The sequence below is a fragment of the Calothrix sp. UHCC 0171 genome (assembly GCF_034931845.1).
Lineage (GTDB): Bacteria > Cyanobacteriota > Cyanobacteriia > Cyanobacteriales > Nostocaceae > Brunnivagina.
This window is the reverse complement of sequence record NZ_JAYGHN010000008.1, coordinates 1-16,619: the sequence shown is the minus strand read 5'-3', so window position 1 is coordinate 16,619 and position 16,619 is coordinate 1. Positions and strand designations below refer to the sequence as shown.

Sequence of the window (16,619 nt, the reverse complement as noted above, 5' to 3'; positions counted from 1 at the left end):
TATAAGTAGGAAGGCGTAATTATTTGTAAAATGATTAATCCTCTTAAAAGCCCGTGAAATAAGGATTATGTAGTGCTATATCATTTTATATTTAATTCAACCCACCTACTTATTCTCCTGTATACACCTTAGGAGTTACATTAAATTTCCGAGTTGAAAGCAGTAAAGCGTAGCTACGAACAATAAATTAAACCGGATTCCTATATATCAATACGGTTCAGTTAAGGTTATCAGTCAATCGATTTGATTTGTTGAGAACCAAGATTTGGGAGAAGTTGGGGGGGGATTTTTTTCCCCCAAACCCCCAAGCCCCCTCCAAAAAAGTTGATCTGTTTTATTCGCAGTAATTGATTTTATTCTTAACTGAACTGTATTGTCCTATATATACGTGATTGAGTATAAATCTTGAAATTAGTCACAGAGATTTCCGAAATACCCTAATGGGAATTTGAAGTCATTACCATCAACAAAAATAAAGACTCATCCAATTATCTCTACTAATTTTCAAGGATATAATAATGGCTTACACTGCATATATTTCTACCAAAGAAGGTGATAATCTCAGCGTTCGTAATCGTGCCAATGGCGACGTTGTCACATCTTTAACTAACGGCACAGAAGTAACAGTAATCAGTGAACCTATATTTGCTGGTTCGAGAAATTGGGTACAGATTGGCACAAATCGCTGGGTTGCCCATGAATTTTTAACAGTGATTCGGAGTGCAAAATTAGTAGCCAAAAGAACTACAGAAACTATTAACGGTTTAAGAATATATCAAACTAGATTAATTGATGGCACTGGTAAAGTAATTAATACAGTTCGTGCAGTTTCTGGTCGCGCAAATAAACAAACACCATCTCATATTGCTGGTTCACAAACACCCTTACCATTTGGTATTTATAAATTTGATTTTCCTGGTTCAGTGAAATTTCAAGGTGGGGAATTTGGTGGCGTTTGGTCGCCAGTAACACCAATTTTTAAAACTGGACGTTCGGAAATTGGCGTTCACTACGATCCATCGGCTTTATTAAAAAACGCTGATAGTGGTACTGCTGGGTGTTTTGCCACTCCGACTACTAAAGAAAAAGATATTATGACTAACTTTATTCGTACTTATCAACCGACCCATTTAATTGTTTATGAAGGTTAATTCTTCCAGAATAAATATATATAAATCAGTAATTAATGACTAATACTCAATAATTTGTTTGTTCAAATAACAGAAAAGACAGGCATCTTGCCTGTCTCAGAAAACAATAATTGAACTTAATAATTGCACCTGTCCAAAGCTTAGAAATTCATTTCGGCAGCTTGGACTTTTTCTACTTGTTTCTTCTTCAAAACTAGCATTATTTGTGCCAGCATAATCAAAGAAACAAATGCAACTAACCAACCAATGCGACTAGCATCTTGTAATACGATTTCGGCATCTTTTTGACCAAAACCGCCAACATTAGGATTATTAGTGAGTGCTTCACCAGTTTTTACCGCTTGTCCTTCCGATACAATTAGTTCGGGTCCAGCAGGTATAGTTTCAGTAACAGTTTCTCCAGATTCAGTCTGGATAGTTACTGCATACTTAACGTTACCGTCGCTGTCTTCTTCTTTAGCAATTTTGCTAATAGTACCAGCAGCAGAAGCAGTGTATTGATTGTTGTTACTCTTTTCACCTGTAGGGTAAACCTGTCCACGTCCGCGATTTGCGCCCAAGTGAACCGAATATTTCCCAAATTGAATACTTTTATCGGTAGCAGGGTTGGGGGAAAGAACGGGGAAGACGATTTCTTGGTATTGCTCACCAGGTAAAGGTCCAACGATGATCACGTTATCTTTACCTTCTCCGTAGGATTGGAAGTAAGTATCGCCTACTTCTTCCTTCAATTCTTCAGGAATGCGGTCTTCCGGAGCAATCTTAAAGCCTTCGGGAAGCATTAATACTGCGCCAACATTCAAACCAACTTTAGAGCCGTCAGCACCAACCTGTTGCACCTTAGTATCGTAGGGAATCTTTACAACTGCTTTAAAGACAGTGTCAGGTAAAACAGATTGAGGAACTTCAACTTCCGCTGGTTTTTGAGCGAGGTGACAGTTTGCACAAACAATCCTTCCTGTCGGTTCACGAGGAGTTTCGGGGTAGGTTTGCTGTGCCCAGAAGGGGTACGCTTCGGCGGCTTGGGGTGATGCGATCGCGCTAGCAAAGAAGAATGTAACAACTGCGATCGCAACTAGCAATGATTTTGCCATTGCTTTCATGGCGGACTGAAACCGCGTCGTCGTGCAAGATTTTCTCATCTCTATAAGGACTACTATTTTGTCTCTAACTAGTTATTAAGCCCACCAAGGTTCTTCGCCTGTACGGAAGTCGGTTTCTGTCCAAGGCGTAAGCAGGATTTTGTCATCCTGTACGGCAGCATGGCTCAATGCCAAAGACCTTGGTGCAGGACCGCGAACTACTTTACCAGTTGCATCATACTGCGAACCGTGGCAAGGACATTTAAATTTGTTTTCTGCGGCGTTCCAGGGTACAACGCAACCCAAGTGGGTACACACTGCGTTAATACCATAATCTGTAATAGCTTCCTTGCTTTCGACGACAATATATGTAGGGTCTCCCTTAAGTCCTTGAACGAGAGTGCGATCGCCTACATTATGGCTATCGAGAAACTTGCTGACGAGGACATCGTTACCCAATTCGTCTTTTGCTGTGGCTCCACCACCAGCGCCACCACTAGCAGGGGGAATAAAATACTTAACGACGGGATACAATGCTCCCAGAGCAACTCCTGTCACAGTTCCGAACGTTAAAAGGTTCATGAACTGCCGTCGCCCCATATCGGGCACGTCCATTGATTCAGAAAATTGAGCCATAATCCGAGCGTTCTTTGTGTATTTTGTTAACAAATTGGACCAGAGTTCTAGCACTTTTTGAAACTCTTGTCCCAAATTAAAAGATGCCAAGACCCACAAATCCGCACGGCAGTTGCCACAAAGAAGAGAAACTTCGCAGTTCACTGCCTCTAGAATTTTCTCTTCAGAGATTATGCTCTCTAAAGATATATCTAGCATCTTTTATGGTAGCATTACATTTCTTTATATTCTTATCATACTTGAGTTACGCAATTTAACATCATCACGAATTGTAAAATTGTAGTTAGGTAAATATATGACCGGAAAAGAATTGCGCGAGATGTTACTAGCTAAGTGGGGTCGCTCCTATGATGTACAATTGCGACGCACTCAGGGTAAGATTTTTATGCAAATAATGTGGAAATATTTAGAACAAGCCTCTTTCCCTTTGAGTGAGGAAGAATACCAAGAACATTTGGATAGTGTGGCAAATTATTTGAATGCAATGGGTGGAACATCGCAAGTGCAGGTGTTTATATTACAAACACGCGAGAAACCACGTTTGGGTAAGGCAGTTAGTATTGCTTTAGATTTGGGCGATCGCGCTACAGAATGGTTAGTTGAATAACTAATTAAATAGATATCTGAGACTGAGACTTTTGATTAATTATTATTTACCTAACAATTTCACTAAACCAATACCGCCAAAATATAAAAATAAAACTGCTCCTGCCAACAAGGTTTGTGTTAATGGGTCGGTAGAAGGTGTCAGAACTGCGCCCAAGACAACCGCACCCATAATTACTATTCGCCAACCTGCCAGCATTTGTGCAGATGAGACAATTCCTAGGGCACCCAACAAGGTTTGAACAATCGGAATTTGAAACGCTATTCCTGTTAAAAATAATAAGGATAAAATAAACTCAAAATACTTTTCTATTGACCAAGATTGTTCGACAACTTCTGCACCGTAGTTAATAAAAAAGTTTAAAGCTGCGGGAATTAGTAAGAAGTAAGCAAATACCAAACCACCTACAAACAAGATACTTGAACCAAATACAACAGGTGCAAGCAAGCGACGTTCGCGACGAGTCAAGCCAGGAAGTACAAACTGAACGATTTGATAAAGAATAAAGGGACTGGCAAGTACCAAACCTGTATAACCGGCAACTTTGATGGAGACAAAGAAAAATTCTCCAGGTGCAAGCTGCAAAAATTTGATTCCTCCTGCGGGGACTTCCAGTATCTTGACTAGGGGTTTCACACCGATGAAACAAGCAGTTGCTGACAATGCAACAGCTATTAATGAGTAAAAAATGCGCTGTCTGAGTTCTTCGAGGTGATCGAATAAGGACATTTCGACTTCATCTGGTGTTTGATCGAGGTTATCGCTGGAGCTTTCGCTGTCAATTTCAGGGGTAGTTGCTGTGTCTGCGTTTGGTGAAGTCGTCATGATTTGGCTCAAAGGTTTTTGGCATAGTTCGTTAACTATTTTATCTATGGCTGGGGCTGCCACAAATTTTTTTTGCCAATCAACTCAATTTTTATCCGGTTTTACTGGGTTTTATCTGCATAAATAAGTAGAAAGCCGAATTATAAGTATTTACTACTTATAAAACTGCGAGTTAAAAGTTAGGAACTGATATTTTGTATATTCAGTCATTCACAAGACAGACGATGCTCAGTTCTCTTAATCATATCTATATAATTGGAATTTAGAAGTCATCATTCAGAAATCAGAGTACAATGACTCGATTTTGACTTGTTATTCCTGTACTATTCAGAGTTGTTATATCTACCTTAATTTCAATGTCATGAATATTATTTTACTGGGGTTATTATGAGTAGACTCGTTTACTTCGGCACGATCGCATTATCTATTTTTGTATGGCATTTAGGTAGAAATGTTGCAGCTAGCAATTTGTCTATCTTAAATCAAGATACTACAAAAACAATCAATTTTGCTACACCAACAGCAAATCAAAGAGTACAGACGAAACCTTATTTACTTGCGGGGCGGAATGAGAAACTAGAAAATTGTATGCGTTCAGGTAATTGCAAAGATTAATACATAATTTTTTCTATTTGCCATTTAGAATTGCGGAAATCCTTTTTGTCAAGTATTAAGTTAGAACTGGGCTTTCGTTTGTATTTTTATTCTGACAACAATAATTTTTAATTAAATATAATTACTTAGATTTGTGATAAATACTCATAAGAAAAATTTTATTTCAATACTGGAATGATATAGCGTTTACTTAGCAAATGTAGTACATCTCAAACCTCTCTGTATCTGCATCTCACAGGATATATAAATGCTATATAGCCATTCAAAAAAGTAATTTTTAGACAATTATCAAGCGAATATTCATCAGATTTAGAATTTATACATTCATCACAAAGTTAAAATGGGAGGTCTGATTTCAGAGTTTATACTTTATTTTACATTACTCATTGAGAAATTTTTAGCGAGAAAATTTCCCCATCTCGACGCAATCAAATACGTGATTTACAGTTGATACACAAAATGAATCGTTTGTAAAGTGTCTAAAATCTCAACCTTTGTGTGTCTAATTTCCTGTGTTGACAATGGTTACAATTAGTAAGTTGATTGCAGTCATGACATTTTTCCTTCACAAATAATAAATCAAAGCCTAGTTATCTAGTAAAAAATTGAGATAAAAATCCGAAAAATAGTGTTTTCGATTTGTTGTCTGGGAATAAATGTGATGAGCAAATGGTTAATAGGTAATAGTAAAGGGTAAGTCTACTACTGTCTCAAAAATGAATAGATAGTCACTAATAATTAGCAACGTATTAACCACGAACAACTAATATCAATTATTTTTCCTCAGAGAATTTGGATTGGCTATGCTCCTAGATTTAAACAGATTTTATCAAGCGTGCAATCCGAGCAAACCTCTAATGATGGGAAATGCTGTAGATCGCCAATACTATATTGATTTTGCTTCGGTGCGGGGTGGCAAAATTATTGAAGCGTTACAGCGCACCATCACACGAATTTCGCCGGATACACCAACCTGTCAACTATTTACAGGTCATATTGGTTGCGGTAAATCGACCGAATTGTTGCGGCTGAAAGCAGAATTGGAACAACAAAAGTTTCACGTAGTCTATTTTGAATCTACGCAGGTTTTAGATGTTGTGGATTTAGACGTGACTGATATTATGTTAGCGATCGCTGGACAAGTTAGCGAAAGTTTGGAAGCGATTAAAATTCGCCTGAAACCGAAATATTTTGTCAAATTATTCGGCGAAATCGTTAATTTTCTGCAAACACCGCTTGACTTAGAATTGCAAGGTGAATTATCGGTTGGTATCGCCAAAATTACCGCAAAAACTAAAGAAAGTCCAAATTTACGCCGTCGTTTACGAGATTACCTCGAACCCCGGACAGAAAATATTCTACAATCGATTAACCAGGAACTTTTAGAACGTGCTAATCAAGAATTGAAACAGCAGGGTAAAAAAGGACTTGTTGTCATTGTCGATAACCTGGACAGGGTTGATATTCGGATTTTGACTTCAGGACGTTCTTTGCCTGAGCATTTGTTCATAGACAGAGGTGAGCAACTTCGTAAACTCAATTGTCACGTTGTTTATACGATTCCCTTAGCGCTAACTTTCTCTAACGATAGCGTTCACCTCCAGCAACGTTTGGGGGGTGGGGTTGCGCCCAAGGTGCTACCAATGATACCCATTATGCGACGTACTGGGGAAATTTATAACCCTGGCTTGTCATTAATGCGACAGATGGTATTGGCGCGCGCTTTCCCTGATGTCCATCCCATTGATAGACTAGAATTGATTACCGAGGTATTCGATCATCAAGAAACCCTCGATCGGTTGTGTCTAATTAGTGGTGGTCATGTTCGGGATTTACTCGGATTATTATTCGACTGTCTACGGGAACAAGACCCACCTTTCGATCGCGAACTTGTAGAGATGGTAATCCAGCGACATCGCGATTTTCGGGCAAATCCCATTGATAGCCATGAATGGGATTTGATATTTCAAGTAGTCCAGGAACAACGAGTAAAAGGTGATATTGAATACCATACTTTGCTACGTAGCTTGTTTGTATTTGAATATCGTGATCAAGATGGTGCTTGGTTCGCCGTTAATCCAGTTTTAGCCGAAACGCAGAAGTTTAAATCATGGTTGGAAAACACCCAGCAGCAGAAGGCATCTTAGCGGCAAATGACCGTGCCTTGAATAGTTTACGTCGGGCGATCGCCTTCTCGCAAGGGCAATTTTCGCTCTGTTTGGTGGGTTGCAATTATGGAGTGTTGCGGAAGCAGATGCTACAACGCTTGGAAGAGGTGCTAGGGGAGGAGTACCCAATCCATAAGGTAACTTTGTCCAGTAATGTGATTAGTTTATATTCCACTATCCATGCTGAACTTGCCAATAAACAACCAGCAGCCTTAGTGATTTTGGGTTTGGAATCTGTCGAAGAACTCGATGACTTACTGCGAACCATTAACCATATTCGTGATGAATTCCGTAAACGCCATCCTTTTCCAATGGTGTTTTGGGTAAATGATGAACTGCTGCGAAAATTGCGGCGGTTCGCCCCAGATTTTACTAGTTGGGCGGCAACTCCAATTCGCTTCGAGATGACTACTCAGGAGTTGCGGCAATTTTTACAAGATAAAACCGACACACTGTTTGCACAGATTTTAGATATTGGTAATGTTGCCGATAGCCAGAAAAGCCCCCACAAAACATTAGGGGAAGTTTGGGACTATAGTAGTCATGAATTTCGCTGTGCTATTCAGGAATTACAACATCGCGGTATTAATTTAGAAGCGGAGCTTGATGCTTCATTGGCTTTTGTTTCCGGTTTAGATGATTATGCCAACGATAAAATTGATTCGGCAATCGAGTTTTTTCAACAGAGTTTAGAGTTTTGGCAACAAGAGAACGCAGAGAAATCTGCTTTCTCTCCTTCCCTGCCCTTCACATCCTCCATTCCTCCCAATCCCCCACCGCCTCACCTCCTCCGTCAAGGAGCCTTACTTTTTTACATTGGTTTGTGTTATTTTCGTTTAGCGGAGCGATCGCACATAGAACATCGCCAACGTTGGCAACAGGCAAAATCCTATTTTCAACAATGTTTGGATGTATTTGAAAAAGCACAACGTCCCGATTTGATGGCGCAAATTATTGGGCTGTTGGCGGAGGTTTTACAACATCTTAAGGAATGGGATGAGTTACAGGTAGTTGCCGATAAGTCAGAAAAGTTACATCATGCCTTCGGAACTAACTTTCAACTAGCTTACGATTTTGGCTTTTTGGCAAAGGTTGCAGTTGCCCGTCAAAATTGGGGACAGGCAAGTCAATTAGCGCGGGTGGCTTTGTGGCAACTCCATGAAGCGAAGGAAAATAGCTATTCGCCACCGAATTTATTTCCATTATTAATGGGACAAGTTTACCGTTTAACTCTGGCACAGGCTTTGCAAAATTTGAGCGATGGCGGTAGTAATCCGTTGCCGGAGTATCGCAAAATTGCTGCTGAACAGCTAGAGTTGGCGAGTCAGGAACTTAATGCTGCTCTGGCAGGGAGTGATTTTAATTACGATGTATATCGATATATTCGCTTATTAAGATGGTTGCGATCGCTATATTTTGAATCTGGACTATATTTAGAAGCGTTTATTATCCGGCAAAAGCGGCGCTCAGTGGAACAGCAGTACGGTTTGCGAGCGTTTATTGGGGCAGGCAGGTTACAACCACAACGACATCCCAAGACACCCCCATTGAGTTCGCCGACATCAAGTGGTAGCGTCGCCTTGGAAATTACTGCTTCCGGGAGACAGCGCGACATTAACAATTTGATTGCTAGGGTAAGTCGGGCTGACCACAAGTTAACGATTATACATGGACCTTCGGGTGTGGGGAAAAGCTCAACGGTGACAGCTGGCTTGGTTCCGGCGTTGCAACAACGGGCTATAGGTGATCAGATTGCCGTACCTGTAGTGCTGCAAGTTTACACTGATTGGGTGCGGGAATTAGGTAAAGCTTTGGGAAATGCGATCGTTGCCACAAAACCCGTGGTGATGCGAAAGGCAGTGTTAGGCACTTTACCTCCCTATCCGGCGACTCCAATTACTATTGATGGAGTTTTGGAACTTTTACAGGAGAATGCCCGCAATAGTATTATTACTGTGTTAATTTTTGATCAAATTGAGGAATTTTTCTCTGGTTGTAGTCTGACGCAGCTACAAGAATTTGATCAGTTTTTATGTGTTGCTTTAAATGTGGCTTTTGTGAAGGTAATTCTCAGCGTGCGCGAAGATTATTTACACAGGCTATTGGAATTTAAACAGCTTTCAGGACTGGAAGCAATTAATGAGAATCTTCTTGATAAGAATATTCGCTATCAATTAAATAACTTTTCCCGCGAAGATGCCAAAACTGTTATTCAAGGATTGACTGAGCGTTCCCAATATCATCTGGAACCAGCGTTAGTAGATGCTTTGGTAGACGACTTATCGGTGGAATTGGGGGAGGTACGTCCCATTGAATTGCAGGTTGTTGGCGCACAACTCCAAGATGAGCGGATTCTCAGTTTGAGTAAGTATGAACAGTTTCGCCCGAATAAGTTAATTGAGAGATATTTAAAGGAATTAATTCGTGATTGCGGGGAAGAAAATGAAAGAGCGGCTTTATTGGTTTTATATTTATTAACTGATGAAACTAAAAAGCGTCCCTTTAAAACCCGTGCCGAATTAGCAGCAGAATTGGCGGAATTAGAAAATGTTGAAAAACTCGAATTAGTCTTAGAAATTTTGGTGCGTTCTGGATTAGTTGTCTTATTTCCAGAAGTGCCGGAACGTTATCAATTAATTCATGATTATTTAGTTGATTTGATTCGGATTTTGCAACAAGATGAACTTTCGTTGCAAGAACAAGTTAAAAAACTGCGCCAGCAAGTACAACAAAGCGAGTTAGAAATTTCTCGTCTCAATAGCGAACTGCGTCACAAAAAACAAGCCAAACTCCAAGATAATTACCCACAAACAGGTTCCGATTTACTGGGAGAATTAAAAGAGTTGCGAAAGCGCGATGAAGTTAGTAGAGTGGAACGCGATCGCCTTTTGAGTGAAATTGAACAGCAAAAACTCCAAGCGGAACTAATTGAAAACGAGAAACAGCGCCAACACCAAACAAGAGTCAATCGCCTCCTCAAAAGCGCTCTCTTCGCTTCATCTATGGGGATGCTAATATTAACCGCTTCCATTGGGATGGCATTTTACCAAGGACGTAAAGCTGTCATTGCTGCCAGCGAAGCAGCTAGTGTATCCAGTCAAGCCCTATTTACTTTAGGTAAAGATATTGACTCCCTCCGGGAAGGATTACGCGCAGCCAGAAAACTTGACCAAGCAATTTTCCCCCATCCGAACACCCAGCAAATGGTCAAAACTGCCCTCTACCAAGCCACCTATGGAATGCGAGTGCGGGAAATTAATCGTTTGGAAGGTCATAAATCTGACATTAATAGCGTGGTAATTAGCCCTGATAATTTATTAATTGCCTCCGCCAGTAGCGATGGCACTGTGAATTTGTGGGAAAAAAAAGGTAAAAAAATACATGAGCTTAAGGGACACTCCCGCAGAACCAATAGTGTTGCCTTTAGTCCCGACAGTAAAATACTTGTGTCGGGAAGTGCCGATGGAACTGTAAGATTGTGGACTATCGACGGCAAACTCTTACAAACGATCGCATCAGGACAAAAAATAGTCAACAGTGTTGCCTTTAGTCCCGATGGTGAAATCATTGCCTCGGCTGGTTTTGACAAAAGCGTGCGCTTGTGGAATCGTCAGGGACAACTACTCAAAATCTTATCAGGGCACAGTGACGCAGTTTTAAGTGTTGCTTGGGCAGATGATGGAAGTGCGATCGCATCTAGTAGTAGTGATACAACCGTAAAATTATGGAGTCGTGATGGCAAATTAATCACAACTTTACCAGGGAAGGGTGAAAAAAACGAGGTTCTCAGTGTTGCTTGGTCCCCCGATGGTAGGATGTTGGCAACGGCAAGCTGGGATAATCTTGTCCGGTTGTGGAGTCGTGATGGTAAATTACTTAACACCCTAACTGGGCATAAATACGCAGTTACAAATGTCGCTTTTAGTCCTGATGGCAAAACGATCGCCTCAGCTAGTTGGGACAAAACAGTCAAACTCTGGAACCTGAATGGCAAAGCTTTAGAAACCCTGAAAGGACATAATGATTTAGTTAGTAGTATCAGTTTTAGTGGCGATGGGCAAATACTCGCATCCGCTAGTCGTGATACCAATATCAAGCTGTGGCGATGGAACTATATGCCATTAACCAGCATCAATGCCCATTCTCAGGGAGTTTCTCAATTAAGCTATTCCCTGCAAGGTGATTTGCTCGTCTCCGCTAGTGAAGACCACACAGTGAAAATATGGAGCCGTGATGGTAAATTACAACATCAATTAGTTGGACATCAAAAAGAAGTTTGGGACGTAAATTTTAGCCCTGATGGTAAATTTTTGGCGACTGCCAGCGAAGATAATACCGTAAAGTTATGGAGTCGCGAGGGTAAATTAATTACAACCTTAACTGGACATCAAGAACCAGTTTTAAGTGTAGATTGGTCGCCAAATGGTGAGATAATCGCGACTGCAAGTGCTGACACTTCAGTAAAATTATGGAGTCGCGAGGGTAAATTAATTACAACCTTAACTGGACATCAAGATATAGTGAATTGGGTAAGTTTTAGCCCCGATGGCAATTCTATTGCTTCTGCAAGTGACGATAAAACAGTAAAAATCTGGAGTAAAGAGGGAAAACTAATTAGAGATTTATCTGGTCATAGTCGTTCTGTTTTTGCTGTAGTCTGGTCGGATGATGGCAAATTATTAGCTTCCGCCAGTCTCGATAGTACAGCAAAATTGTGGAGTGCAGAAGGCAAGAGATTAAAGACTTTGACAGGTAATGGTGAAAGCTTTAAAAGTGTCAGCTTTAGTCCAGATAGTCAAACTATTGCCACACTCAGCGAAGACAAAATTCTACTTTGGAATCGTCAAGGTAATGTGGAGTTAGCTGTAAATGCCGAAGATGAAACCTTTACAAGTTTAACGTTTACTCCAGATGGAAAAACTTTAGTCACAGGTAGCAGTACCGGTAAAGTCGTTTTTCGGGACTTAGCAGATACAGAAATTAATAAATTACTCACTAGAGGCTGCGAATTATTGCAAGATTATTTGCAGAATAATACCAAAGTTCCCAAAAGCGATCGCTCATTATGTTCCTAAAGTTTTTAGTTCCAGGCTATCAGTGTTAGTACGTAATCTATCACAGGCGATCGCACCCCAATATGCAATTTATGTACAGATTTGTGTAGTCTAGTAAACCTCGATACTATGTAGCGCTAAAATTTCAGGTACTCGTCCAATTACTAGGGAGTATTATGGAACTACAGCAAGTAGAGTCCAGCATGGTTCGTGCTGTAGGTTACGATGAAACTTCGGAAACCCTCGAAGTTGTCTTCAGCAGTGGAAAAATCTACAAATATTTTCCAGTTCCTAAAAAAATATACGAGCAATTATTAGCCGCAGATTCTAAGGGAAGTTACATGAAAGATGCTGTCATTGATTGCTATCAATATCGACAAATTAGAAAGCGGAGTCGATAGTATTTGTAGATAAAAATACACCTCATATAGTGGTTTTCATACAAGTGAAATACATTTATCTTGCTCCCCTTCCCTTGCAGGGAAGGGGTTGGGGGTTAGGTTAGTGTATTGGATGCAACCGAGAAGCGCTATATGGTTAGATATATTATTTAATGTTAATTTAATTTTAATAGATAGGGTTATCTTCATCCCCATCGCCTATTTCCCAATACAAAACTTACTAAATATTCGCTCTAAAACTGATTCTGTTACTTCCTCTCCGGTAATTTCTCCCAATGCATGAATTGCCGCACGTAAGTCAATTGTCCAAAAATCAAAGGGTAAATCTTGCTCTATTGTTGCTTGTACTTGTGCAAGTGATGTTTTTGCTTGTAATAAGGCTGCCGCTTGACGTTGGTTAATTGCAAAATCTAGATTTGCGGCTGTGACTTTCCTAATTTTCACTGTCTCTAAAATCGCGGTTTCTAAAGCTTCTATTCCTTGATTTTTTGCTGCTACGGTTTTAACTAGTTGATGTATTTCTTTTGGAGATACAAAATATTGCGTCTCGATATTTTCTTGGGATTGTAAATCAATTAAATCGATTTTATTAATTACTAAAATTAATGGACGGTGCTTTACCTGTTCGTAAATTTCCTCATCCTCAGATGTCCAACCTTGAGAAGCATCAAGAGTCAGTATAACTAAATCTGCCGCTTGAGCAGCTTTGCGCGATCGCTCGACACCAATTTTCTCAACTGTATCTTCGGTTTCCCTAATTCCGGCTGTATCTAGCACTTGTACAGGGATACCACCAACTACTAACTGCGATTCCACCACATCGCGGGTGGTTCCGGGTAAATCGGTGACAATTGCCCTATCTGTGCGACTCCAGGCATTTAACAAACTTGATTTTCCCACATTTGGACGACCGACAATTGCCACTTTTAAACCAGTTCGCAGTAACTCCCCTGTATCTGCTGTCGCCAGAATACGATTTATTTCCGCAGATATTTTGACAAACTCCTGAATGATATAGTTACAATCCAAAGGTGGTAAGTCGTCTTCAAAATCGATTCGCGCTTCAATCTCCGCCAAAATATCCAAACATTGATTGCGTAATTGACGAATTGGTTGTGCTAATTTCCCTTGCAACCCAGCTAAGGCAGTTTGGGCAGCTTGAGATGATTTTGCCCCCACTAAATCTGCAATACTTTCAGCCTGTGTTAAATCCAAACGTCCGTTTAAAAATGCCCTGAGGGTAAATTCACCAGGTTGTGCTAGCCTTGCGCCATTTTCTATACATAACTGTAATACTTGTTGCACCGCCATAATTCCCCCATGACAGTGGAACTCCACCACATCTTCGCGAGTATACGATCGCGGAGATTCCATGATTAATAATAGGGCTTCATCGATAGTTTGCTGTGTTTGCGGATGACGAATATAACCGTAAAGAATGCGGTGACTTTCCCAAACTTGTTTTCCTGGCGCATAGAAGAGTTTTTGAGCAATGAAAACGGCTTCAGCACCAGATAAACGCACAATACCTACACTACCTTGTTGTGGTGCGATCGCGGTAGCTATGGCGGCTATGGTTCCGGTGGTGGCGAATTGTTGGGACATTTAAAAGCAAACATACAGAAGTTCAAGTCACCAACTAATTTTAAACTATTAATTGCCATACTTTATGGTCAGGAATTAATGTCAGCACACTAGAAATGGTTATTATGTGAGTTATTTTCCCCAATATTTTCCTCTGTTGACTTGAAAACTTACCATTTTCCCCATTTTGTATCTGAATATTGAATTTGATTTTTTGAAAGCCATTAAAATAGCTGAAGATATTTTGTCACACAGATATCATCAATCAACAAGCTGAAATATTTTTGTCTGAAGTCAACACGCAAAATTAATTACAGTCATTGCGAGCAAAGCGAAGCAATCACATTGTGTAATTAATGATGTTTAACTACTTGTTAGCAGATACATATCTACAATTATATAAGTTTATTGTAGGTATTTTCCGACTCTAAATATCTAAACTTTTGTAGATTTATACGTAATCATCAATGAGAAAAATGCTGTTTTTTTCTACATGGCTCAGTTTGACATTGGTTTTAAATCTAGCAATTGCAAGCACCTCGCAAAATCCAAAAATCACAAACTGTATTCATGTCACAGAAGATGATGTCAAGATACTATTTGACAGATGGAATAATTCTCTACGCACAAGAAACCCAGACATAGTCGTCAGTAATTATGCCAAAAATGCAATTTTATTGCCAACACTTTCTAATCATTGGCGGACAAGTAGCACTGAGATTCGTGAGTATTTCGTTAAGTTTCTTGAAAATCATCCAATTGGCAAAATAGACAACAGAATCATTAAACTTAACTGTAATTCAGTCATTGACACTGGGTTCTATACATTTACTTTTACGACTCACGGTAAAAAGAAAACAGTGCTTGCCAGATATTCATTTGTGTATGAATATATGAACGGTAAATGGTTAATTGTTAGTCATCATTCCTCAAAAATGCCGGAGTCGTGAAAATACAAAGCGCTTACCACAATTTAGACACTGAAAATTCGCAATTTTTGTAAAGTAATATTAAGGACTGTTTCATTTCATTCATATCTACCACATGAACAGGAGAATCAGCCGAAAGTCCGTGATACTATGCTTTCGGTAACATGTAAAAAATGGGGAGAAAACCTTTGACACTCCGGGTTGCTGTCGTTGGCTCAGGTCCTGCTGGTTCATCTGCTGCTGAAGTTTTGGCAAAGGCTGGCATTGAAACCTATTTGTTTGAGCGCAAGCTTGATAACGCCAAACCTTGCGGGGGCGCTATTCCCCTATGCATGGTGAGTGAATTCGACTTACCTGCGGATATTATTGACCGTCGGGTAAGGAAAATGAAAATGATTTCGCCCTCGAACCGCGAGGTTGATATCAATTTAATAAATCAAGAAGAATATATTGGAATGTGTCGTCGCGAGGTGCTGGATAGTTTCCTGCGGAATCGGGCGGCAAAATTGGGTGCAACTTTAATTAATGCAACTGTTCATAAATTAGATATTCCCAGCAATAATACAGACCCTTATACCATTCATTATGTAGACCATACCGAAGGTGGGGCGCAGGGTATTGCAAAAACCTTAAAGGTTGATGCCATTATTGGGGCTGATGGTGCAAATTCCCGCATCGCCAAAGAAATTGATGCCGGGGATTATAATTATGCGATCGCTTTTCAAGAGCGGATTCGTATTCCTGAAGACAAAATGGCGTATTACAACGATTTGGCGGAAATGTACGTCGGTGATGACGTTTCTACCGATTTTTATGCTTGGGTATTCCCCAAATACGACCACGTTGCCGTGGGAACTGGCACAATGCACGTTAACAAAGCTAGCATCAAGCAGTTGCAAGCTGGTATTCGCGCTCGTGCTGCCGAAAAACTCGAAGGTGGGCAAATCATCAAAGTTGAAGCCCATCCTATCCCCGAACACCCCCGTCCCCGTCGGGTAGTTGGACGTGTAGCTTTGGTTGGTGATGCTGCTGGTTATGTAACTAAATCTTCGGGTGAAGGTATTTACTTTGCAGCCAAATCGGGACGCATGTGTGCGGAAACTATTGTTGAGTATTCCAATGCTGGCGCGAAAATCCCCACTGAAAACGACCTCAAAGTCTACTTAAAGCGTTGGGATAAGAAATACGGCTTAACTTACAAAGTTCTTGATATCCTGCAAAGTGTTTTCTACCGTTCCGATGCGACTCGCGAAGCATTTGTCGAAATGTGTGGAGACCTTGACGTACAAAAGTTAACTTTTGATAGCTATTTGTACAAAACAGTTGTACCCGCAAACCCCATTACTCAACTGAAAATTACTGCTAAGACAATTGCTAGTTTGCTTCGCGGGAATGCCCTAGCACCCTAATATAATTAGCCATTCTTTGATTTGCAGTTTTAGGGAATAGAGCAGAGGGATGTTGATTTTTGATCTTCCCAAGCTTTATTTTTCTAAAGCTGCTAATTTTTTTTTAGCTGAAGTTTGGTTTACAAGTAAAGCACCTGCATTCACAATGTCTCCAAAAA

12 protein-coding genes are annotated in these 16,619 nt (G+C 40.2%); 8 read left to right on the top strand and 4 right to left on the bottom strand.

Annotated features, from left to right (window positions below; genetic code table 11):
* Window positions 1–518 precede the first annotated feature (518 nt).
* A complete protein-coding gene (locus VB733_RS08410; RefSeq protein WP_323339630.1) occupies window positions 519–1,151 on the top strand; it encodes an SH3 domain-containing protein in 633 nt (210 codons plus the stop codon).
* A 140-nt stretch (window positions 1,152–1,291) separates the two neighbouring features.
* Here the strand turns inward: VB733_RS08410 and petA are convergent, their stop codons facing one another.
* Together petA and petC are read right to left on the bottom strand one after the other, a co-directional pair.
* Window positions 1,292–2,293 carry a cytochrome f gene (gene petA / locus VB733_RS08405; protein WP_323339629.1) on the bottom strand — a complete coding sequence of 334 codons (1,002 nt, stop codon included), beginning with the start codon at window positions 2,291–2,293 and terminating at the stop codon, window positions 1,292–1,294.
* Between the two features lie 36 nt (window positions 2,294–2,329).
* On the bottom strand, window positions 2,330–2,869 hold the full coding sequence (gene petC / locus VB733_RS08400; protein ID WP_096613533.1) for a cytochrome b6-f complex iron-sulfur subunit: 540 nt from the start codon (window positions 2,867–2,869) through the stop codon (window positions 2,330–2,332).
* A gap of 295 nt (window positions 2,870–3,164) precedes the next feature.
* On the opposite strand from petC, the gene VB733_RS08395 reads away from it, so the two are divergent.
* Window positions 3,165–3,476 (top strand): DUF3067 family protein, encoded by a 312-nt coding sequence (locus VB733_RS08395; RefSeq protein WP_323339628.1) that lies wholly within the window; start codon window positions 3,165–3,167, stop codon window positions 3,474–3,476.
* 42 nt (window positions 3,477–3,518) lie between these two features.
* On the opposite strand, the gene tatC is transcribed toward VB733_RS08395, so the two are convergent.
* Window positions 3,519–4,301 carry a twin-arginine translocase subunit TatC gene (gene tatC, locus VB733_RS08390; protein WP_323339765.1) on the bottom strand — a complete coding sequence of 261 codons (783 nt, stop codon included), beginning with the start codon at window positions 4,299–4,301 and terminating at the stop codon, window positions 3,519–3,521.
* Window positions 4,302–4,688: 387 nt separating this feature from the next.
* Here tatC and VB733_RS08385 point away from each other — a divergent pair, with 387 nt between their 5' ends.
* The 4 genes from VB733_RS08385 to VB733_RS08370 all read left to right on the top strand — a co-directional run bounded on the left by VB733_RS08385 (window position 4,689) and on the right by VB733_RS08370 (window position 12,539).
* Window positions 4,689–4,916 carry a hypothetical protein gene (locus tag VB733_RS08385; protein ID WP_323339627.1) on the top strand — a complete coding sequence of 76 codons (228 nt, stop codon included), beginning with the start codon at window positions 4,689–4,691 and terminating at the stop codon, window positions 4,914–4,916.
* Window positions 4,917–5,719: 803 nt separating this feature from the next.
* A complete protein-coding gene (locus VB733_RS08380; RefSeq protein ID WP_323339626.1) occupies window positions 5,720–7,063 on the top strand; it encodes a P-loop NTPase fold protein in 1,344 nt (447 codons plus the stop codon).
* The gene (locus VB733_RS08375) at window positions 7,027–12,159 is read left to right on the top strand and encodes an eIF2A-related protein (protein ID WP_323339625.1); all 5,133 of its coding nucleotides are present in this window, start codon (window positions 7,027–7,029) and stop codon (window positions 12,157–12,159) included. The genes VB733_RS08380 and VB733_RS08375 overlap by 37 nt, the downstream gene beginning before the upstream one ends.
* A gap of 155 nt (window positions 12,160–12,314) precedes the next feature.
* Entirely contained in the window at window positions 12,315–12,539 is a 225-nt protein-coding gene (locus VB733_RS08370) for a KTSC domain-containing protein (RefSeq protein ID WP_323339624.1), read from the top strand.
* Window positions 12,540–12,737: 198 nt separating this feature from the next.
* Here VB733_RS08370 and mnmE read toward each other — a convergent pair whose 3' ends face one another.
* Complete coding sequence (gene mnmE / locus VB733_RS08365; protein ID WP_323339623.1) at window positions 12,738–14,144, bottom strand: tRNA uridine-5-carboxymethylaminomethyl(34) synthesis GTPase MnmE; 1,407 nt, start codon at window positions 14,142–14,144, stop codon at window positions 12,738–12,740.
* A 455-nt stretch (window positions 14,145–14,599) separates the two neighbouring features.
* Between mnmE and VB733_RS08360 the strand changes: the two genes are divergently transcribed.
* A complete protein-coding gene (locus tag VB733_RS08360; RefSeq protein WP_323339622.1) occupies window positions 14,600–15,073 on the top strand; it encodes an SgcJ/EcaC family oxidoreductase in 474 nt (157 codons plus the stop codon).
* A 167-nt stretch (window positions 15,074–15,240) separates the two neighbouring features.
* Window positions 15,241–16,461, top strand: a complete 1,221-nt coding sequence (gene chlP, locus VB733_RS08355; RefSeq protein ID WP_323339764.1) for a geranylgeranyl reductase — start codon at window positions 15,241–15,243, stop codon at window positions 16,459–16,461.
* Window positions 16,462–16,619: the final 158 nt, after the last annotated feature.